Origin of the sequence: Pseudomonas vanderleydeniana (assembly GCF_014268755.2) — a bacterium.
Classification (GTDB): Bacteria; Pseudomonadota; Gammaproteobacteria; order Pseudomonadales; family Pseudomonadaceae; genus Aquipseudomonas; species Aquipseudomonas vanderleydeniana.
The window spans coordinates 2,231,110-2,252,513 of sequence record NZ_CP077093.1 but is presented as its reverse complement, the minus strand read 5'-3'; the positions used below and the strand labels follow the sequence as shown (position 1 = coordinate 2,252,513).

The 21,404-nt window shown below is 63.5% G+C and carries 17 protein-coding genes; 14 read left to right on the top strand and 3 right to left on the bottom strand.

Annotated features, from left to right (window positions below; all coding sequences use genetic code 11):
• Window positions 1-211: 211 nt before the first annotated feature.
• On the top strand, window positions 212-2,140 hold the full coding sequence (locus tag HU752_RS10165) for a transglycosylase SLT domain-containing protein (protein ID WP_186681799.1): 1,929 nt from the start codon (window positions 212-214) through the stop codon (window positions 2,138-2,140).
• 230 nt (window positions 2,141-2,370) lie between these two features.
• On the opposite strand, the gene HU752_RS10160 is transcribed toward HU752_RS10165, so the two are convergent.
• A complete protein-coding gene (locus tag HU752_RS10160) occupies window positions 2,371-3,177 on the bottom strand; it encodes an MOSC domain-containing protein (RefSeq protein ID WP_186681801.1) in 807 nt (268 codons plus the stop codon).
• Between the two features lie 114 nt (window positions 3,178-3,291).
• The gene (locus HU752_RS10155) at window positions 3,292-4,227 is read right to left on the bottom strand and encodes a chemotaxis protein CheV (protein WP_186681803.1); all 936 of its coding nucleotides are present in this window, start codon (window positions 4,225-4,227) and stop codon (window positions 3,292-3,294) included.
• Between the two features lie 574 nt (window positions 4,228-4,801).
• On the opposite strand from HU752_RS10155, the gene HU752_RS10150 reads away from it, so the two are divergent.
• The 3 genes from HU752_RS10150 (at window position 4,802) to HU752_RS10140 (ending at window position 7,296) form a co-directional block, all read left to right on the top strand.
• The gene (locus HU752_RS10150) at window positions 4,802-5,266 is read left to right on the top strand and encodes a hypothetical protein (RefSeq protein WP_186681805.1); all 465 of its coding nucleotides are present in this window, start codon (window positions 4,802-4,804) and stop codon (window positions 5,264-5,266) included.
• Window positions 5,267-5,749: 483 nt separating this feature from the next.
• Window positions 5,750-6,640 carry a sensor histidine kinase gene (locus HU752_RS10145; RefSeq protein ID WP_186681807.1) on the top strand — a complete coding sequence of 297 codons (891 nt, stop codon included), beginning with the start codon at window positions 5,750-5,752 and terminating at the stop codon, window positions 6,638-6,640.
• Entirely contained in the window at window positions 6,637-7,296 is a 660-nt protein-coding gene (locus tag HU752_RS10140; protein ID WP_186681809.1) for a response regulator, read from the top strand. Before HU752_RS10145 ends, HU752_RS10140 begins: the two co-directional genes overlap by 4 nt.
• Here the strand turns inward: HU752_RS10140 and yegS are convergent.
• On the bottom strand, window positions 7,280-8,179 hold the full coding sequence (gene yegS, locus HU752_RS10135; protein WP_186681811.1) for a lipid kinase YegS: 900 nt from the start codon (window positions 8,177-8,179) through the stop codon (window positions 7,280-7,282). The two genes, HU752_RS10140 and yegS, sit on opposite strands and share 17 nt — an antisense overlap.
• A 436-nt stretch (window positions 8,180-8,615) precedes the next feature.
• On the opposite strand from yegS, the gene HU752_RS10130 reads away from it, so the two are divergent.
• The 10 genes from HU752_RS10130 (at window position 8,616) to HU752_RS10085 (ending at window position 21,395) form a co-directional block, all read left to right on the top strand.
• Complete coding sequence (locus HU752_RS10130; RefSeq protein ID WP_186681813.1) at window positions 8,616-10,052, top strand: undecaprenyl-phosphate glucose phosphotransferase; 1,437 nt, start codon at window positions 8,616-8,618, stop codon at window positions 10,050-10,052.
• A gap of 1 nt (window position 10,053) precedes the next feature.
• Window positions 10,054-11,511 carry a mannose-1-phosphate guanylyltransferase/mannose-6-phosphate isomerase gene (locus HU752_RS10125; RefSeq protein ID WP_186681815.1) on the top strand — a complete coding sequence of 486 codons (1,458 nt, stop codon included), beginning with the start codon at window positions 10,054-10,056 and terminating at the stop codon, window positions 11,509-11,511.
• Window positions 11,512-11,580: 69 nt separating this feature from the next.
• Window positions 11,581-12,354 carry a polysaccharide biosynthesis/export family protein gene (locus HU752_RS10120; RefSeq protein ID WP_186681817.1) on the top strand — a complete coding sequence of 258 codons (774 nt, stop codon included), beginning with the start codon at window positions 11,581-11,583 and terminating at the stop codon, window positions 12,352-12,354.
• A gap of 18 nt (window positions 12,355-12,372) precedes the next feature.
• Complete coding sequence (locus tag HU752_RS10115; RefSeq protein WP_186681819.1) at window positions 12,373-14,367, top strand: GumC family protein; 1,995 nt, start codon at window positions 12,373-12,375, stop codon at window positions 14,365-14,367.
• Entirely contained in the window at window positions 14,367-15,557 is a 1,191-nt protein-coding gene (locus HU752_RS10110; protein WP_186681821.1) for a glycosyltransferase, read from the top strand. Before HU752_RS10115 ends, HU752_RS10110 begins: the two co-directional genes overlap by 1 nt.
• On the top strand, window positions 15,547-16,881 hold the full coding sequence (locus HU752_RS10105; RefSeq protein WP_186681885.1) for a beta-galactosidase: 1,335 nt from the start codon (window positions 15,547-15,549) through the stop codon (window positions 16,879-16,881). Before HU752_RS10110 ends, HU752_RS10105 begins: the two co-directional genes overlap by 11 nt.
• The gene (locus HU752_RS10100; protein ID WP_186681823.1) at window positions 16,878-18,098 is read left to right on the top strand and encodes a glycosyltransferase family 4 protein; all 1,221 of its coding nucleotides are present in this window, start codon (window positions 16,878-16,880) and stop codon (window positions 18,096-18,098) included. The genes HU752_RS10105 and HU752_RS10100 overlap by 4 nt, the downstream gene beginning before the upstream one ends.
• Entirely contained in the window at window positions 18,089-19,189 is a 1,101-nt protein-coding gene (locus HU752_RS10095; RefSeq protein WP_186681825.1) for a glycosyltransferase family 4 protein, read from the top strand. Before HU752_RS10100 ends, HU752_RS10095 begins: the two co-directional genes overlap by 10 nt.
• Complete coding sequence (locus HU752_RS10090) at window positions 19,189-20,577, top strand: O-antigen ligase family protein (protein WP_186681827.1); 1,389 nt, start codon at window positions 19,189-19,191, stop codon at window positions 20,575-20,577. The genes HU752_RS10095 and HU752_RS10090 overlap by 1 nt, the downstream gene beginning before the upstream one ends.
• The gene (locus tag HU752_RS10085) at window positions 20,574-21,395 is read left to right on the top strand and encodes an acyltransferase (RefSeq protein ID WP_186681829.1); all 822 of its coding nucleotides are present in this window, start codon (window positions 20,574-20,576) and stop codon (window positions 21,393-21,395) included. Before HU752_RS10090 ends, HU752_RS10085 begins: the two co-directional genes overlap by 4 nt.
• Window positions 21,396-21,404 lie beyond the last annotated feature (9 nt).

Sequence of the window (21,404 nt, the reverse complement as noted above, 5' to 3'; positions counted from 1 at the left end):
CCGGGCGCGCATTCTACCCGATGTTGAGCGGCGAGGCGGTCGCGATTTTCGCCGGTGGTCGACGCCCGCCCCGTCCGGCACATGACATTTGGTATCAAGTTGCGTACGAGAGGCCGGCAAAACTTTCGCCCGTCGCCGGCAAAAGGCTAAGCTACCGGACAATCAGCGCCGGCCCAGCCAGCGCTTGTCCGTTTTTCTGACCGGAAGTCTCATGCGCAGCCGTCTTTTCAACTTTTTATCGTGTCTGCTTCTTTCCACCTGCGCCGTCCAAGCTGCACAGGCCGTCGACCTCGCCCAGCAACGTCAACTCTACGATGATGCCAAGCGCGCCCTGGCCAAGGGCGACTCGGGCCCGTATTTCCAGAATCGCAGCGCCCTGTTGAGCTACCCGCTGGAACCCTACCTCGCCTACGACGAATTGACTGCCCGGCTGAAGACCGCCAGCAACGCCGAGATCGAGCAGTTCCTCGCCGAGCATGGCGACCTGCCCCAGGCCAACTGGATGAAGCTGCGCTGGTTACGCTGGCTGGCCGAACGCGGCGACTGGGCACCCTTCGTCAAGTATTACGACCCGAAACTGAACTTCACCGAACTGGACTGCCTCAACGGCCAGTACCAGCTCAGCCACAACCTGCGCGCCGAGGGCTTCGCCACCGCGGAGAAACTCTGGCTGACCGGCAAGACCCAACCCGGTGCCTGCGATGCCCTGTTCGACGCTTGGGCCGCACAGGGCCAACTGACCGAGCAGAAGCGCTGGCAACGCGTCAAGCTGGCCACCGAGGCCCGCAACTACGGGCTGGCCACGGCCTTGACCAAGGGCCTGAACACCCTCGGCGCGCAAGGCCGCCTGATGATCGACGTGGCGCAGAAACCTGACCTGCTCAGCCAACCGGCGCGCTTCATGCCAGCCGACGAGGCGATGTCCGACGTGGTCGGCCTGGGCCTGCGGCGCCTGGCACGCCAGGATCCGGACAAGGCCATGGCACTGCTCGACGGTTATGCCACGAGCATGCACTTTTCCCGTGACGAAAAGGTGTCCATCGCCCGTGAAATCGGCCTGACCCTGGCTCGCCGCTACGACGGTCGCGCCCTGGAAATCATGACCCAGTACGATCCGGAGCTGCGCGACAACACCGTCACCGAGTGGCGCCTGCGCCTGCTGCTGCGCCTGGGCCGCTGGGAAGAGGCCTACCAGTTGACTCGCCGCCTGCCACAGGACCTGGCCAGTACCAACCGCTGGCGCTACTGGCAGGGCCGCAGCCTCGAACTGGCCGAACCACAGAACCCGCAGGCGCAGGTGCTGCTCAAGAACGTCGCCCGCGAGCGTGACTTCTATGGTTTCCTTGCCGCCGACCGCTCGCAGACCCCTTACCAGTTGACCAACCGCCCGCTGGTCCTCAGCCAGCAGTTGATCAACAAGGTCCGCAACACCCCGGGCATACGTCGCGCCCTGGAACTGCACGACCGCGGCCAGATCGTCGACGGTCGCCGCGAGTGGTACCACGCCAGCCGCCACCTCAGCCGCGACGAAATGGTCGCACAGGCCAAGCTGGCCTATGACCTGAAGTGGTATTTCCCGGCGATCCGTACCATCAGCCAGGCGCAGTACTGGGACGACCTGGATATCCGCTTCCCGATGGCCCATCGCGACACCCTGGTGCGCGAATCCAAGCTGCGCGGCATCCATTCGAGCTGGGCGTTCGCGATCACCCGCCAGGAAAGCGCCTTCATGGATGATGCCCGCTCCAACGCCGGCGCCAGCGGCCTGATGCAACTGATGCCCGGAACGGCGAAGGAAACCGCACGCAAGTTCAGCATCCCGCTGGCCTCGCCGCAGCAAGTGCTGGACCCGGACAAGAACGTCCAGCTGGGTGCCGCCTACCTGAGCCAGGTGCACGGCCAGTTCAACGGCAACCGGGTGCTCGCCACCGCCGCCTACAACGCAGGTCCTGGTCGGGTTCGCCAATGGCTCAAGGGCGCGAACCACCTGAGCTTCGATGTCTGGGTGGAAAGCATTCCGTTCGACGAAACCCGCCAGTACGTGCAGAACGTGCTGTCCTATGCGGTGATCTACGGCCAGAAGCTCAATGCACCACAGCCGCTGGTGGACTGGAACGAGCGCTTCTTCGACGATCAGTGATTCAAACGCCGACCTGCAAGAGCACACGTGACCTGTGGAGCCCTGAACTCACCCTTGATTCAGGGACCACAACAGACCTGGGGAGCCGGCTTGCTGGCGATAGCAGCGCATCAGGCGCCGCTGATCTCGTTGAATGCCGCCTGCCGCGGATCGCCAGCAAGCCGGCTCCCACAGGGAAAGATGTCGTGCAGAAAGATGTAATCCGTCGCCCCGCCACAGGGCCCGACGGATCACTCGAGAATCGTCACCGGCATCCCCACTTCCAGCCGCCCCAGCCCGTCATTGACCAGGTTCTGCCCGAAAAACACGTCCCCATCCTTCTCGCGATAGGTCTTGAGCGTGGTTAGCGGCTCGCGGTCGGCGCTGCGCTCCCCGGTCTGCGGGTCGATGGTGGTGAGAATGCAGCGTGAGCAAGGCTTGACCAGGCGGAACTCGATCTCGCCAATCCGGATCCGCTTCCACCGGTCCTCGGCAAACGCCTCACTGCCCTCGATGACCAGGTTCGGCCGAAAGCGCAGCATCTCCAGCGGACGCCCGACCTTCCGCGACAGATCCTCCAGCGAGGCCTGGCCGATCAGCAGCAACGGAAAACCGTCGGCAAATGCCACGCGGTCATCTTCCCGGCCATAACCGGCCTCGGTGATTCGCGCCCGCTCCTGCGGCACATGGACCAGGCGCACCGCCTTGCCGATGAACCCGCTCAACCACGCCGCGGCCTCGTCACCGGCATCGGGCACGCGCAGGGTATCACTCCAGATGGTCACGCCGCGCAGTTGCTCATCGGCAGCCGGCAAGGCCACCTCCAGCGACGAATGCCCCGGCGCACTCAGGGTCAGGCCACCGGCGTCATTCCACAACGCCGACAGTTGACTCATGCCGGCCACCGCACGCTGGGTCAGGAAACGCCCGCTGGTCTCGTCCACCACCATCCAGCGTCGATCGCCGGTCAACCCCAGCTCATCGAGCGCGGCATGGCCCAGGCGTTCACCCTTTGCAGACTTGAGTGGATAACGATACAGCGCGCTCAGACGCAACATGAGGACCGGCTCCGTGAAAAAAAGACCACGATATACGAGCCGATCACCCAATCAAAGGCGACATCACCACAGCGATGACCGGGGCAGGCCTTGCACCTGCCCCCGACGGCACAATCAGGCGCCGGGATGGTCCAGCAACAGGCGCTGGCGCACCACATCCACCAGCTTGTCCGGCTGGAACTTGGAGAGGAAGTTGTCGCAGCCGACCTTCTTCACCATCGCTTCGTTGAAACTGCCGGACAGCGAAGTGTGCAGCACCACGTACAGGCCACGCAGACGCGGGTCATTGCGGATCTCGGTGGTCAGGCGATAACCGTCCATCTCCGGCATCTCCGCGTCGGTGAACACCATCAGCAGCTTATCGGTCATCACCGCGCCGGAATCGGCCCAGGTCTTGAGCATGTTCAGCGCCCGAAGACCATCACTGGCGATATGCAGCTTGACCCCCAGCTGGCCGAGGGTATCGCGCAACTGCGACAGGGCCACCTTGGAGTCGTCGACCAGCAGCACCTCGCGTCCACGGGCATGTTCCATGATCGGGTCGTCGAGTTTTTCACGAGACACCTTGGCGTTGTACGGTACGATCTCGGCGAGAACCTTCTCCACGTCGATGATCTCCACCAACTGATCGTCGACCTTGCTGATGGCGGTCAGGTAATGCTGGCGCCCGGCACTGCCCGGCGGCGGCATGATCGCTTCCCAGTTCATGTTGACGATACGGTCCACGCCACCGACCAGGAAGGCCTGCACCGAGCGGTTGTACTCGGTGACGATAATCGTGCTGTCGGGGCCCGGCACCAGCGGACGCATGCCGATCGCCTGGGACAGGTCGATCACCGGCAGGGTCTGCCCGCGCAGGTTGACCACCCCGCAGACGAATGGATGGCGCTGGGGCATCAGGGTCAGTTTGGGCAGTTGCAGGACTTCCTGCACCTTGAACACGTTGATCGCGAACAACTGGCGACCGGCCAGGCGGAACATGAGAATCTCCAGACGATTCTCTCCCACCAGCTGCGTACGTTGGTCTACCGTGTCGAGAATGCCGGCCATCAATCACTCCTGGGGCGTTGATACAAAGAACTTCATTGAGAGAGTTATCGGCCGCTTTCGCCGGACCTTGACCCTCACGCAAAATGCTACGCAAAACGTTTGATGTCACATTAACATCATGCTTTACTGAGTGCACTCTCCGGGCTCGACGCACCGTGCGCGAGACGACCACCGGAGCTGCTTTTGGTTCCCCCGCATAGGGGAATCCCCTAGTAACAATCAGGCCCAACCTGATATTCGCAATATCCAATAGCCATTAATGTGACGCCATTCTCATTACATGAATGGAGTCAGGCTTTTGCTTTCAATCGCGGGACGGTGGCCGCAAAGCCAGGCGAGACGCCTCACAACTCTGGTTAAAGCGCTCTGGGTCGGTCCTTTTGGACGTTTCCCGCAACCGTCTCAAGTCGATTTATCGAACAGCGCCTGTCAGTGCATGAGAATCCTTTGCAAATGTGCCGTACCGAAAAACTCGGGAACAGATCACCGAAACGCTCTGTTGGCCCACATTAATCCACTGCCGTTCGCCAAGCGCGACCTTCTATCGCCTGCCGATATTTCATGGAGATAAAGCATGCTGAACGGTAAAGAACGGCAGGCCAACCTGCCGGAATTCCTGGTGGAAGCGGAAACCTTGCAGACGAAGATGCAGGAGTGCTGCCAGCACCTGGAGCTGATCCGCAACGACCGGGATGCGATCGACTGCCTGCTCACCGCCCTGCACAAGCTGGGTGGACGCGCCGATGTACTCGGCGTGCGCTGCATGGCGAAATTTTCCCGGCACATCCATGAAGTCCTGAGCTACGCACCGGAGCGGCTCAACCTGCACGAGGGTGCCTTGCAAGCCCTGCAGGACTGCCTGACCTTGCTGGCCTGGCAGTTGGAACTGATCGACCCGCATACCGGCCAACTCGGGCTGGACGATAGCGAACAGGCCGAGCTGATTGCCGCCCTGGCAGCACAGACCGAGGTCTCCACGACCCTGCTGGCCGAGCCGAAAGGCTTCACACTGATCACCTTTCCCGGGCATTCCGCCTGAACCACCGTGCCAGGGGCCAGGCCTGCATGCCAGGCGCCTGCCCCCGCCAAGTGCAGATACACTCTCACGGTCAAGAGCAGCCAGATCAACTAAAGAGCAACTTTCGGTGTTTTGTGCCGGGCCTTCTTATGCGCAGAAAGAGCAGCACGATAAACTGCGATGATTTCAAACATGAATCGATCGCGAGAGCTGCCCGGCGCGTCTTCTGGAACCGGCGTACAAAAAAGCTGACCGATTGGACATATATCAACAGGGACGACCAACCTTAAACGAAGTGCTACTATGCTGCCCGCTTGCTTATGTACTTGATGGCAAAATGATTTCCTGAACATCCCGTATAGGATCCAAAAAATAATAGCACTTAGCCACAATTCCTATATCAAGTTGTACCAGAAGATTGAACCGTAAAGGTTTTTTAAACAGAGTCCTGTCAGTGGTTGCACTTGGGCTCTTTGTACCAGACACTCTTTGGCTCCACACGCTATGTACGCCAGCCTCAAGTTATTAAAGCCCTGGTTTCCCTCGCGAAAGAACGCCCGTCGATTGACCGTGCTGTTCTGCGCGGCCTCGGCCGTTACCAGCCTGGCGCTCTGCCGACAAGGCTCGGGGCTGTCCCTGTGGCTGCTGGCGCTGAACCTCGCCGCACTGGCCAGCCTCTGGCTGCAGTATCGCGACTCGCGCACATCGATCAATTTCCAGCCCCAGGAACTGGCCGACCGCCTGTTGCAGGTGCAGGAGAACGAGCGCCACCGCCTGAGTCGCGAACTGCACGACGACATTGGCCAACTGCTCACGGCCGCGCGCTTGCAGACCCAGTGGTTGCAAGGCCGCCTGCCGGAAGAACTGCGTAGCCAGTGTGCGGACCTCAACAGCACCCTGGATGAAACCCTGGCCAAGGTCCGCGACGTCTCGGCCATTCTCAACCCACGCCAGTTGACCAGCCTGGGCCTGGAGGCCAGCCTGCGCGCGCACTTGCTCAAGACCCTGGGCAACACCCCGCTGCACTGGAGCCTGGAATGCCACCAGCAGTTGTCCGGGCTGCCCGAGGAAATGGCCGTGACCGCCTTTCGCATCACCCAGGAGGCTGTCACCAATGTCCTGCGCCATGCCCGGGCCGACAATCTGCTGGTACGTCTCAAACGCCTTCCCGAAGGCCTGTCGCTGTCTATCGCCGATGATGGCCAGGGCTTCTCTCCCGCCGCCAATCCCGCTGAACAGGGCCAACGCGGCATGGCCGGCATGGTCGAGCGCGCCGAACAGTTGGGCGGCCGATTGACAGTCACCAGCGGACCCGGCAAAGGTACGCAAATCGAAGCCCTTCTTCCCTGGGCCCCCCGCGCCCTCGAACGAGCCAGTACGAATAAGGTTCTATGACCTGCAACCTACTTCTTGTGGATGACCACTCACTGATCAGGGCCGGTGTCCGTGCCCTGGTACTGGAGATTCCGGGCTACGCCGTGATCGGCGAAGCCAGCGATGGCGCGCAGTTGCTCGAGGCCGTCGAACGCCTGGATCCGGACATCATCCTGCTCGACCTGTCGATGCGCGATACCGGCGGGCTCGACGCCCTGCGCCAGTTGCAGGCGGTTCGTCCGCAGAGCAAGGTGCTGATCCTGTCGATGCACACCGACCCGCAACTGATCATGCAGGCGTTGGAGATCGGTGCCCATGGCTACCTGCTCAAGGACACCACCGCGACCGAACTGGCCCAGGCCCTGGAAGCCTTGCGCAACAACGAGCGCTACCTCAGCCCGGCGATCGCCCACACGGTGATCAACCAGGCCCTGACCCAGGCCCAGCGGCATTCGCCGGCACAGGCCCAGACCCACAACCTGACCGGACGCCAGCTGGAGATCCTCCGGCTGATCGTGCGCGGAAAATCCACCCGGGAGATCGCCAATGGCCTGGGCCTGAGCATCAAGACCGTGGAGACTCACCGCGCGCAGATCATGAAGCGCCTGCAGATCTTCGACGTCGCCGGCCTGGTGCTGTTCGCCGTCCGCGAACGCATCATCAGTCTCGACGACTGAGCAGCGGCGAATCCGCCGGCAAGTGCACCCGCAGTGCCCCGGGACGCGCCTCGAAGCGCAGGCTGTCGCTCTCCAGGGGTTCGCCATCAAGATTCAGGTACAGCCCCTCGGCGACCTTGATCTCGACCCAGGGCAGCCGCGCCCGGACGAACATGTTGTCCAGGCCCCAACCGTCGCTCATCAAACGGCGCAGGGTGCCGACCACCTCCTGGGGCGCCGGCAGGATGCTGATATCGAGCAGGCCGTCATCGACCAGCGCCTGCGGACACAGTTCGTGCCCGCCACCGGCCTGGCGGCCATTGCCGATCCCCAGCGCCAGCAGCTCGCCGCGCCAGTGGAAATCCGGCCCCTGCAATTCGCCATAGGCGGCATGCAGCTCGCCAAAGCGTGACAGCCCGGTGAACAGGTAGGCAGCACCGCCCAGCACCTTCTTCAGGTCCTCGGATGTATTGGCCGTCACCTGGCTGCCGAAACCACCGGTGGCCATGTTCAGGAACACCTGCCCACCTACCGCGCCGAGGTCGATCGAGCGAGCCGGGACATCCAGCAGTTGCAGAGCCCCGGCGGGCTCCAGCGGCACACCGGCGGCCCGGGCGAAATCATTGGCGGTACCCAGCGGCATCAACACCAGGCTCGCCTGGGTGTCAGCCAGGGCCAGGGCCTCGGCGATGTCGCGCAGGGTACCGTCACCGCCCCCGGCAATCAGATAGCGGTAGCCCAGTTGCAGCGCCTCATGCACCAGACGCTGTGCGTCACCCGCCTCCCAGGTCAACCGTACGGCCAGTTCCCAGCCTTCCCGGCGCCTGTCCTCGACAGCCGTCCTGACGTCCTCATTGAGGGCCTGCTTGCCATGCAGAATCAGCAATGCCTTGCGTTCGCTCATCGGCGTTTCCTCCTGTGTCGACGGCCTTGAAAAATGTGACCACAGCAGGCCGCAAACGACTTGTCATACCCTGCATTTATTTCACCCATCGGTTCAACGCACGCTCTAGACCGGGCCCGCCCCACAAAACCACGACGTCGCCGACTTTTTTCAGCTACATGCTGTCATTCAATTAGCGACCCTGTGTTTCATGAGCTTTACTCAAGCCTACTCCTTGTACACGAAAGGAAAAAATGTACACACATGTCAGCTAAGACCATAAGAGCAGTAGGACCTATCCTTGCCTGAACACCAGCCTGGAACGGTCCCAACCGACATATAAATCAGCTACCAGGGATGGGGGCGGCGCAAAGCCCTGGGACGTTGATATAGGAATGACCTACCGAATTGCCTGGCAGTGGCGATTTCGAGAAGGTAGAAAAGGAAGGGGGTCTCAATGCGTTTGCAGCCAGTCGACAGCCTGTTTCTCACTCGGCCGAGCATGGTCGAGTACTTCCTGTTCGGCATTCGCCTGGTCCACGGACTGACCGCCATCCTGCCCGGCCTGCTGTTCCTGATCTACCTGCGCGAACAGACCCCGGACATCACCCGCAGCTACCTGACCATCCTGCTGTTCTTCGGCGTCATCAGCGTACTGATCTTCCAGGCGCTGGGAGTCTATGCCGAGGCCATATTCAGCAACCTGCTGCGTTTCCAGATCACCCTCATCGCCTGGTCCTCGGCCTTCTGCCTGCTGCTGTTCATGCACCATGGGCTGCAGCTGTTCAACTACCTGGACAATACGCAACTGCTGGTCTGGTTCATCGCCAGCCTGACCCTGTTCGGCGTCGAACGGCTGATCCTGCTGGCACTGTTCCAGCAACTGATGCAACGCGGAATCTTCCTGCAGAATGCGGTGATCCTCGGTGCCACCGAGAACGGCCAGCGCCTGGCCGAATACCTGTCCCAACACCAGGACATCCGCTCCGGAGTGATCGGTTTCATCGACGACCGCATCAGCCGGCTGCCGAAAACCATGGTCAACCTGCCGCTGCTGGGCAACTCCAGCGACCTGGAGCGGCTGATCCGCGAGGAAACGGTGACCCAGGTGCTGGTCGCCCTGCCCTGGTCGGCGGAAAACCGCATGGACTACATCATTCGCGAACTGCGCCGGCTACCGGTCAACGTGCTGCTGGTGCCGGACATGGTCGCCTTCCGCCATGCCCACAACCGCATCACCGAAGTCGCCAACCTGCCGATGTTCAACGCCTCCGAGATGCCCCTGCGCGGCTGGTCGCCGATGTTCAAGCGGCTGGAGGACATGGTGCTGTCGAGCATCGCGCTGTTGCTGCTGGCACCGATCATGTTGCTGGTGGCGATCGCGATCAAGCTCGACTCGCCCGGTCCGGTCCTGTTCCGCCAGAAACGCTATGGCTACAACAACCGGCTGATCGAGGTGTTCAAGTTCCGCTCGATGCACCAGCACCAGGCCGACGCCAACGCCGAGAAACAGACTACCCGCGGCGACCCGCGGATCACCCGGGTCGGGCGCTTCATTCGCAAGACCAGCCTCGACGAGCTGCCGCAACTGTTCAATGTCTTCCTCGGCAGCATGTCCATGGTCGGCCCGCGCCCCCACGCCACTGCGACCAAGGCAGCTGGCATCCTGTTCGAAGAAGCGGTAAAGGAATACACCTCGCGCCATCGGGTCAAGCCAGGGATCACCGGGCTGGCACAAATCAATGGCTATCGCGGTGAAACCGACACCCTGGAAAAGATCGAGAAACGGGTGGAGTTCGACCTGGAGTACATCGAGAACTGGTCGATCTGGTTCGATCTCTACATTCTGTTCCGCACTGTCCCGGCAGTGCTCCTGACACGCGAGGCCTTCTGACATGAGCCTGCTCATTCCCTGCATCATCGCCGGCGGCGCCGGTACCCGACTCTGGCCGGTTTCGCGCGAAGCGATGCCCAAGCCCTTCATGCGCCTGCCCGATGGCGAGAGCCTGCTGCAGAAGACCTTCCGCCGTGCCACCGGCCTGGCCGATGTCCAACGCCTGTTGACCGTGACCAACCGGGAAGTGTTCTTTCGTACCCTGGATGACTATCGCCTGCTGAACAAGGGCGGCACGGCCCTGGACTTCATCCTGGAACCCTTCGGGCGCAACACCGCACCGGCCATAGCCGCTGCCGCCCTGCACGTCTCCCGGCTCTACGGCGAGGACGCACAACTGCTGGTACTGCCGGCGGATCACCTGATCAAGGATCTGGACGCCTTCGCCAAGGCGGTCCAGAGCGCGCGCAAACTGGCGGACCAGGGCTGGCTGGTGACCTTCGGCCTGGTACCGACCCAGGCGGAGACCGGCTTTGGCTACATCGAGAAAGGCCAGGCCCTGGACGAGGGCAGCTTCCAGGTCGCGCGTTTCGTCGAGAAACCCGATGCAGCCACGGCCCAGCGCTACGTCGACGGCGGCCTGCACCTGTGGAACGCCGGCATGTTCTGCATGCGCGCCGACGTGGTACTGCGCGAACTGCAGGAACACGCCCCGGATGTACTGGCGGCCATGACCGAATGCCTGGCCCACAGCCATGGCCGCGAGGGCAGCCAGGAACTGCAACTGGAACTCGACGGCAAGACCCTGGGCCTGGCTCCGGACATCTCCATCGACTATGCGCTGATGGAGCGTTCGAAGAAGGTCGCGGTCGTGCCCTGCCAGCTGGGCTGGAGCGACATCGGCTCGTGGCAGGCGGTACGCGACCTGACCCCGGCCGATGCCAACGGCAACCAGTGCAACGGCGAAACCGTACTGTTCGACGTGCACAACTGCTACATCGACTCACGCAAGCGCCTGGTCGGCGGGGTCGGTCTCAAGGACCTGATCATCATCGACACACCCGACGCCCTGCTGGTCGCCGACAGCAAGCGCAGCCAGGATGTGAAACTCATCGCCCAGGAGCTCAAGCGCCAGGGCCACGAAGCCTATCGCCTGCATCGCACGGTCACCCGGCCGTGGGGGACCTACACCGTGCTGGAGGAAGGCAAGCGCTTCAAGATCAAGCGCATCGTGGTCAAGCCCGACGCCTCGCTCTCGCTGCAAATGCACCACCACCGCAGCGAGCACTGGATCGTCGTCAGCGGCATGGCCCGGGTCACCAACGGCGAGCACGAATTCCTGCTCGATACCAACGAATCGACCTTCATCAAGCCGGGCAAGACCCACCGCCTGGTCAACCCCGGGGTGATCGACCTGGTGATGATCGAGGTACAGAGCGGCGAGTACCTGGGCGAAGACGATATCGTGCGTTTCACCGATATCTATGGGCGGGTGCCCGTCGAAGCCGGCAAATCCTGAAACACGGCAAGCTCAGTACCACCCAGCCCGTGAGGGAGCTGTAAACATGCACGACAGGAAAATCGACCCATGAAAACCCCCTTGCTGATCTTCAGTGTTCTATTGCTCAGCGCCTGCAGCATCCCGGCCAAGGTGGTGCTGCCACAGAAAAATGTGCTGCAGGAAGGTCACAGGGCGGGCGAGGCACTGGCCGGCAAGCCCCTGCCGGCGCAGCGCATCCGGGCCGGCGACACCTTGCGTATCGTGCGCAACACCGGCGAGGCGCCGTCGATCTCCGCCTTCACCGCCAACTCCATCTACGAGCTGACCCTGTTCACGGTGATGAACGACGGCAGCTTCGCCTATCCGTATATCGGCAACGTCAAGGCGGCGGGCCTGACCCCACAGGAGCTCACCGTGTTCCTGCAGGACAAGCTCAAGAACATCTACCAGGACTCGGCGCTGACGGTGAACATTTCCACCTCGCCGGGCAATACCGTGTTCGTTGGCGGTTCGGTACGCAACCCGAACAACCTGTCGGTAACCACCGCCACCACCCTGGAACAGGCACTGATCGGTGCCGGTGGCCTGTTGCCGGTGGGGGACAGTCGCAATGTCGCGCTGCTGCGTCAGGAAGACGACGGCCGCTACAAGACCTACTTCTTCGACTACCGCGACACCATGCTCGCCGGTGTCAGCAACCGGCCACCGGTACTGCTGCAGCGCGGCGACGTGGTCTTCGTGCCCAAATCCCATGTAGGCAATGGCATCGAGTGGGTCGATCTCTACCTGAACCAACTGATTCCGTTCCAGAAATCGATCGGTATCGGCGTGAACTACAACCTGCGTGAAAACAGCAACTGATCGTTAAGGACAACACACATGATCAATATCCGCTCCTTCCGCGATTTGTTGCGCCTGTTTTTCATTTTCAAGCGGGAAGTGAAAATCACCGTCATGGTGACCTTGATCATCATCCTGCTGGGTGCCTTCCTGCTGCCCAACCGCTACGAGTCCACGGCGCTGCTGCTGGTCAAGCCGGGGCGCGACACCAGCACCCTGCCGATCGAGATTTCCGACCGCCAGGCAACCATCATTCCCAGTGCCCAGCGTGACCCGATTCTCGACGAGGAGCGCATGCTGACCGGACGCCCGATCGCCCGCCTGGTGGCCGAACAGTACCTCAACGAGCTGTCCAGGGTACCGCCCCAGGAAGGTTTCCTCGGCACACTCAAGAGCCTGGCCAAAAGTACCGTGCAGGCCCTGGTCGACGCTGGCCGCGGCCTCCTGCAACTGCTGGGCCTGGTGGAGAAGCAAACCCCGGTCGAACGCCTGGCCGACCAGTTGTCGAAGAACTTCAGCGTGACCCACGCCGCCGGCTCCTCGGTGATGGAGATCAGTTTCACCTGGAACAACCCGGCGGTGGCCCAGACCATCGTCCAGAACTGGATCGAACAGTACGAGCAGGAGCGTACCCGCAGCCTCGGGCGCAAGAGCCTCTATACCTTCTATGAAAGCGAAAGCAAGGCGACCCAGGCTCGCATCCTCGACTACAAGAAAAAGATCGAGGCCCACCTCAACGAGCTGGGGGCGGTGAGCATTTCCGAGCGCCTGAACGATATCTCGCGCAACCTCAACAACCTGCGTGGCGAGCATCTGAACACCACCCGCGCCGTGGCTTCGACCCGCAGTGGCCTGGAACGTATCCAGGCGCAGCTCAACAGCATGAAGAAGGAAATCAGCATCGGTCGGCAGATGAGCATCAACCCCGATCGCCAGGACCTGCAACAGCGGATCAACTCCAAGCAGATCGAGCGCCAGGAGATGCTGCGCACCTTCAAGGAAGGCGCACCGCCGGTCAAGGCCATGGACACCGCCATCGCCAACCTGGAGAAGCTGCTCAAGTCGCAGAATGCGGTGGTCCAGCGTTCCGACAACCTGGCACCGAACCCGGTCTACACCCGCCTGCAGAACAGCTTCGCCGACCAGCAGGCCAGCCTCAGCCGCCTGCAGACCCAGGCCGCACAACAGAAGACCCAGCTTGACCAGCTCGAGCAGGACCGTCGCCAGGCCCTGGCCATCGAACCCGAGATGTCGCGCCTGCAACGCGAACTCGATGCCGCCGAGAAGAGCTTCGCGCTGTACAGCGACAGCACCGAGAAGGCCCGGATCGACCGCGAGCTGGACAAGAGCCAGATCAGCAACATCGCGATCATCGAGCAGGCCACTCTCAATGAACGCCGGGTCTTCCCGAAAAGCCTGAGCATGGTCCTGCTGGCGATCCCGCTGAGCCTGGCGGTCGGCCTGCTGGCCCTGTATTTCTTCTACCTGCTGGACCAGCGCATCCACGACGGCGACAAGATCGAGTCGCGCTTCGGGGTCAAGGTCTGGACCAGCCTGCAGGACATCAGCGACAACGATCCTCGCCGGCGCACCGCCTTCACCGCGAGCATGTACCGGCTATACGGGGTACTGCCGCTGGAACGGGTCGCCGAGCACGGGCTGAGCATCGGCCTGACCTCGGCCCGCCACAACGAGGGCGTCAGCTTCGTCATCGAACACCTGAGCGAACTGCTGCGCCAGCGCGGTCACAACGTGCGCGTCGAAGGCGAGGGGCCGGCGCAGCCCGGAGAAATCCTGCTGCTCAACGCCGGCGCATTCTTCTCCAACCAGGAAGCCTTCGTGATCCTGCGCCAGGCCGACCTGATCACCCTGATCATCGAGGCGGAAACCACCACCGTACCGATCCTGGAAAATGCCCTGACGACCCTCAACACGGCGTTCAAGCGGGTCGACGGCATCATCCTCAACCGCCGGCGCTTCGAAATTCCGGAACGGGTACTCAACACCCTCGCACGGATCCGGAGTCACGCCTGATGCATATCGCCCTGCTCGCCCCGCTGCCGCCGGAACAGAACGGCATCGCCGACTACGCCGGCCACTTGAAGGCCGCCCTGGAAAGCCACGGTGCGCGTATCAGCACGCCGCTGGCCGGGCTGGGCAACGACCCGCAACGCGCGATCCAGGCGGTGGGCCAATACGATTGGCAGGGCATCGACCTGGTGCATGCGGAAATCGGTGGCGGCCGCCTCGCCGAGTTCCATGCACTGAGAGCCCTGCGTGCACGCTTTGCGCAATTGCCGCTGACCGCGACCATCCATGACCCGGAGCGCCTGGTCTGGCGCCGCGAGCGCCTGCCCTGGCCGCTGTCGCTGGCCAGCAAGCTGCCCTCGCCCCTGCCACAGGTGGCCACGGTGCTGGCCGACCCCCTGTGCCTGCATGAAGAACGGCAATTGGCGCGCAGCCTGACCCGGCTGATCACCCTGACGCAATCGGGCAGCCACTGCCTGCGCCAACGCATGGGCCTGCGCGGCGAGCAGATGGCGGTGATCCCCCACGGCAACCTGGCCATCGCGCCTGCACCGCTACCCCCACTGGAACCGCTGAAACTGCTGTATTTCGGTTTCATCTACCGTGGCAAGGGCATCGAGGACCTGCTCGATGCGCTGGCGATGACCTTCACCGACCAACCCGGGTTGCGCCACAAACTGCGCCTGACCCTGGCCGGCGGCAGCGAACCGGAGATGGCCTTCGGTCCGGCCGGCAGTTACCTCGACCAGTTGCGCCAGCACATCCAGCGCCTCGACCTGCAGGACTGCATCGACTGGCAGCTCGACCTGCCGGCCGCCGACATTCCCAAGGTGATCCAGGCCCACCACGTGATGGTGCTGCCCTATCGCGAGTCGAGCAAACTCAAGCTGCTGGGCCAACTGCGCGGAACCAGCGGCGCACTGTCCTGGGCCGCCGCCTGCGGACGCGGAGCGATCACCTCAGACGCCCGCTCCTTTGCCGAAGAAGTCGCCCAGGGCAACGGCGTGATCTTCCCCCAAGGCAACGTCAGCGCGCTGGCGGCCGAAATCAGCCACCTGTGCGCCGCTCCCGAACTGGCGATCCGCTGGGCCGAACACGCCAGCATGATCGGCGACCAGCGAGTCTGGAGCCAAACCGCCAAACGTTTCCTGCAGGTGTTCGAGCAGGCGTGTCGAGGGCATGAAGATGTGGCGTAAACCGATTCTCTGGGTACCGTTGCTGGTCATCCTGGCCGGAGCCCTCAGTGCCCTGCAGTGGCGCGACACCGATGCCCAGTCCTCCTCCCAGGTGCTGCTCAAGGCGCCACGGGCGATCGAGTGGAAGGACTTCCTCGGGGTCAACGCCCAGTTCCAGTATTTCGACCCGGGCATCTACCAGAAACAGATGAGCCAACTCGACCAGTTGGGCCTGAACTGGGTCCGCTTGACCATCCACTGGCCGATGATCGAGCCGCAGCAAGGCACCTATGACGTCGCCGCCCTCGACGCGGCGATGCAACAGATGAAGGCGCACAACTACAACGTCATCGCCTACCTGGTGGGCTCGCCGCCCTTCGCCAGCAGCGCGCCGGCCGACGCCAGCAATACCGACCAGTACCCGCCCCGGGACTTCAACCTGTTCGCCAACCGCATGGCGACCCTGGCCGAACGCTATCCCCAGGTGAACACCTGGCAGGTCTGGAACGAGCCGAACATCATCTGGCTGCCCAAGGAAGATCCGACCGCCTACTACCAACTGCTGACCGCCACCGCCAAGGCGATCCGCGACAAGGTCCCGGGCAAGCCGGTAGCCACCGCCGGCCTCGCCTACTACAGCCAGATGCACAGCACCCCGGGGCTGATGCTCGACAGCCTGGTCAGCCAGGGCCTGGCCAGCCAGAACATCATCGCCGCCTACCACCCCTATTCCGAGTTGCCCGAAGGTGACAGCGCCACGGCCCGGGACTTTCTCAGCAAGGCCGGCAGCCTCAACCGATCGCTGCATGGGGCTGGCGTGTCGCAGGTGTGGGCCACCGAATGGGGCTGGTCGAGCTATGCCGGGCCCAAGGAAATGCAGGCGCTGATCGGCACCGGTGGCCAACAGGACTACACCCTGCGCCGCCTGGCCCTGATGAGCGCCATGGACTATCAGCGGATCTTCCTGTTCAACCTCAGCGACCTCGACACCCGGGCGACCCCGCGTGACCAGTTCTATGGCCTGCTGGACCTCGATGGCGAGCCGAAGCCGGTCTATACCGCGCTGAAGAACTTCCTCGAGGTGACCGGCCCGAAACTGCAACCGGCCGACACGCCCAGCCTGAGCAACGCCCCCGACGACCTGTTCAGCGTCACCTGGACCCGCAACGACGGCGCCCGTGTCTGGATGTTCTGGAGCGCCACCGGCAGCAGCCTGCAATTGCCCGGTGTCACCCAGGCCGCCCTGTACGATCCACTGGCCGGCAGCCGCACCGACCTGAGCGATGCGAAGGCCGTGACCGTCCCGCTGAAAACCAGCCTGCAACTGTTGGTGTGGTCGCCATGAAGATTCTCTGGACTCTCCCCTACCTGCCCTGGCCCACCACCAGCGGCGGCAAGACCCGGCAGTTCCACCTGCTGCGCAGCCTGGCCGCCCGGGGGCACAGGATCACCCTGCTGGTGCAGTCCAAGACGGCGCTCGACGAGGCCACCCGGCAGAGCCTGATGCCGTATCTGGAGCGGTTGATCGTGGTCCCACGGCGGCCGCTGCGCAGCCTGCGGACCCTGTTCACCGCCCTGCTCGCGCCCTACCCGATGCTGGCCGCGGTCAACGGCTCGGCGCCGCCACTGCAACAGCAGTTCCGCGCCCTGCTGCAAGAGCACTGGGACGTGATCCAGATCGAGCACAGCTACAGCTTCCAGCCATTCGAACAACCGCTGGCCGAGGCCGGGCGCGATTTCATCCTCACCGAGCACAATGTCGAGTCTGCGCTCGGTGCGGCCAGCTACGACCGCCTGCCGGGCTGGCTGAAACCGTTCACGCTGTATGACCAGTGGCGCTACCGGCGCTGGGAAAGCCGGGTGTTCGGCCAGGCCACCGAACTGGTCGCGGTGACCCGCGCCGATGCCGACGTCCTGCGCCAGCAGACCGGCAAGCCGGTGGCCGTGGTGGTCAACGGTGTCGACACCGGCCACTACGCCGGCGTGACCCCCGATCTTTCGGCCCAGCGCCTGCTGTTCATCGGCAACTACGAATACAGCCCGAACCTCGATGCAGTGGAATGGGCCCTCGATGTCATCCTCCCGGCACTCTGGAAGCTCAACCCGGACGTCCGTTTCGCCATCGCCGGCTACGGCCTGCCCGACGCCTGGCGCGAGCGCTGGAGTGATCCACGCATCGAGTGGCAGGGCTTCGTCCCCGACCTGCGCACCCTGCAAAGCCGCGCGTCGGTGTTCTTCGCCCCGCTGCGCCAGGGGGGCGGCTCCAAGCTCAAGGTGCTCGAAGCCATGGCCGCCGGCCTGCCGGTGGTCACCACTGACCAGGGCAGCTCGGGCCTGAAGGTCGAGAACGGTCAGCACTACCTCGGCAGTGAAGACCCGCAAGCACTCGCCCGGATTCTCGCCGACGCCCTGGCCCAGCCCGAGCGCCTGCGGCAGATCGCCGAGGCCGGCCGTGCCTACGTCAAGGCCGAGCACGACTGGTCCGTGGCGGCCGCACAGCTCGAGGCGGTCTACACCCAACTCCCACAGCTCAAAAAAGAAGAAGTGTCCGTATGCGCATAGGCCTGGATTACCGCCCGACGGCGGGTTACACCCAAACCGGCATCGGCCGTCAGAACCTGGCCCTGGAGCAGGCCCTGCGGGCCAATCCCGAGGTGCAACTGCAACTGTTCGGCGTGGCGCCATACGACCACCCGCTGCGCCGCCGCGTGCACTGCCCACGCTGGGAGGCGCCGCTGCAAGGTATCCACCGCCTGCCCCTGCGCCTGAAGTTCGAGGGCGGTTTCCTGCCTGGCGCGCTGCGCGAAGCCGGGGTACAGATCTACATCTGCAATTTCAACATGGGCCTGCCACTGGGCCGCAAGCCCGCCGACATGCGCTACGTGTTGCAACTGCACGACCTGTTCCAGTTGACGCTGCAGAACAGCCACGGCTCGCAGATCAAGCAACGGGTCTATCGCGTCACCGACCGGCTGTCGATCGGCCATTCGGTGAAAGTCGCCGACCGTATCTGGACACCTTCGCAGTACACCGCCGACGAACTGGTGAAGCTGTTCCCCGGAGCCCGCGACAAGGTCCGGGTGCTACCGAACCTGGTCGAAGGCTTCAGTGGCGAACCGGCCGACATCACCGACCTGCAGTTGCCGGAGCGCTACTGGCTGGCGGTCGGCACCCGCGAGCCACGCAAGAACATTCCCTGGTTCGTCAGTGCCTGGCAGACCGCCCGCCAGCAGTCCGACCAGGTCCCGGAGCTGGTACTGATCGGCGAACCGGAACACCTGCCCTCGCCGCTGCGGCACCTGCCGGGACTGCATTACCTCAACGGGATCAGCGATGCCCAACTGCATGCGGTCTACCGCCAGGCCCAGCGCCTCTGGCAACCCTCCTATGCCGAGGGCTTCGGCCTGCCGGTGATCGAGGCACTGAGCGTCGGCACCCCGGTGGCGGTCGCCAGCGGCTCGTCACTGGATGAAATCACCCCACCCGACAGCCCACGTTTCTCGCCGACCGACAGTCCGGCCCTGACCGCGCTGATGCTGAGCCTGGCCGATGCCCCGGTCGAGGATCGCGCCGCGCTGCGCGACTGGGCCGCCCGCTATGCCACGGCGGCGTACCGGGAGCGCTTCGACCAATTGCTCGGGGAGCTCAAGTAATGCCGATCGCGATGCCCATAGCACTGTTGTTCAGCCTGGTCTTCGGTGTACTGGTCTGGCTCTTGCCGGCCGTCAAGGTGCTGATAGTGCTGGTAGGTATCGCCGGGGTGGTGACGATCATCCGCCACCCGCTGTGGGGCCTGCTGCTGTTCACCGTGCTCGCCACCTTCCTGCCCTATTCGACGGTGCAGATCGGCCTGCGTACCACGGTCTCCGAAGCGCTGGTGTTGCTGGTCTGGGCCAGCGTGCTGGCGCACGGCATGTTCAACAACCTGCCGGACAAGCCACCGCTGCTGCGTACCGAGCGCCTGTTGGTAGCGTTGATGCTGTTCAGTGCCTTCCCCTTCATCATCGGCCAGCTGACGGTGAATGCCGAGGGCAATGGCCCGGTGAACTGGATCCGCTGGCTGTTGAACCTGTCGGTGCTGTTCCTCGTACCGCGCCTGCTCGATACCCCCAAGGCCCGTGAACAGGCGGTGACCGGGCTGTTGCTGGGCACCCTGATGATGTTGCTGCTGTCGATCCCGGTGTTTCTCAAGACCGGCAGTGCCACCGGCATGACCCCGATCCTTTCCCATCTCGGCTATGGCGGCATCGAGGTACTCGGTGACAGCCTCAGTGCCATGGCCAACCGCATGGGCTCGCCGTGGATGCACCCCAACGTCACCGGTGGCGCCATGGCCCTGCTGATGCCCCTGGCGTTCTGCTTCGGCCTGCCCCGCCAGGGCTGGCCGCGGGCCCTGGGCTTTGCCGTCGCCGGCCTGGGGGCGATCGCCCTGCTGCTGACCGGTTCACGCGGGGCGCTGCTGAGCCTGATCGTGGTGATGGTGTGGATGGCCCGCAAGCGCGTGCCGTACACCGGGCGCCTGCTGATGGGCGGCGTTGCCCTCGGTGCCCTGCTGCTGATGTTCTATCCGCCGCTGCAGGACCGCCTGCTGACCATCTTCTCCACCAACGACGCCAGTACCAGCGTGCGCTTCGACGAGTACTCGCATTTCCCGCAGGCGGTGGCGATGTTCCCCTTCGGCATCGGCTTCAAGACCGAACCGCCGGTGCCCGGCACCGGCCTCTGGGGGATTTCCAACCTGTGGCTGAACTTCGTCTACAAGCTCGGTATCCCCGGCATGCTGCTGTTCGTCACGGTGATCGTGAGCTGGTGGCGGGAAACCCGTCCCACCGAGCAAACCCTGCGCCTGACGGTGGACAACTCCCTCTGGATCGGCACCACGGCCGGCCTCATGGCCGCCCTGCTCAGCGGTATCTTCGACCACTATTTCAGCTTCACCCAAGTACTGATCGCCCTGTTCTGGCTGTTGCTGGGTCTTAACCTGCACGAAGCCCAGCGCCTCAAGCCCAAGGCCTCGCGCCTTTCTGGAGTCCACCCATGAAACACCGCATGATGCACTCGTTGAACCTGCGCGAGGCCCTGCCCGAGTACGCAGAAAAGATGGCCGTCAGCCTGGAGGAGCTGCAAGCCGCCTATGAGTGGATGCTGGAAAACGATGTCTGCTTCGAGCAACCGCTCAAGGGCAACGTGCTGTGCTTCATCAGCTACCTGAACATCGAGCCGCGGATCGAGAACCCGCTGGCGCGGCGTTTCTATGCGCTGCTCGGGCGCGAGATCAAGGGCGCGCTGATCCCGCTCTACGGCATCAACTGGCCCACCCTGCGCGACCGCCTGCTGCGCTGGTGGGAGCTGGCCTACAACATGATCATCTGCAAGATTCCCAGCCACACCCTGCGCCTGCTCTGGCTGCGCATCGGCGGGGCGAAGATCGGCAAGGGTTCGACCGTCTGGCGCAACACCGAAGTGCTGGGCGTCGACAGCCTGCGCATCGGCAACGACAGTACGGTCGGCTGGCACTGCCAGCTGGATGCCCGTGGTGGCCTGATCATCGGCGACCACGTGACCATCGCCTCCCACGTGCTGATCATCGCCGGCGGGCATGATGTCCAGGCACCGGAGTTCTGGGCCGTTGGCGGACCGGTGTACATCCGCGACTACGCCTGGGTCGCCAGCCGCGCCCTGCTGTCCTTCGGTGCCGACATCGGCGAGGGCGCAGTGGTCGGTGGCCAATGCGTGGTGTCCAAGCCGATCCCGCCCTACGCCATCGTCGGCGGCCCGGATGCGGCGATCAAAGGCGAACGCTGCAGTGGCCTGAACTACAAGGTGGGCGGCAAAGGCCTGTTCACTTTGTTCCACTGAGTCACGCCG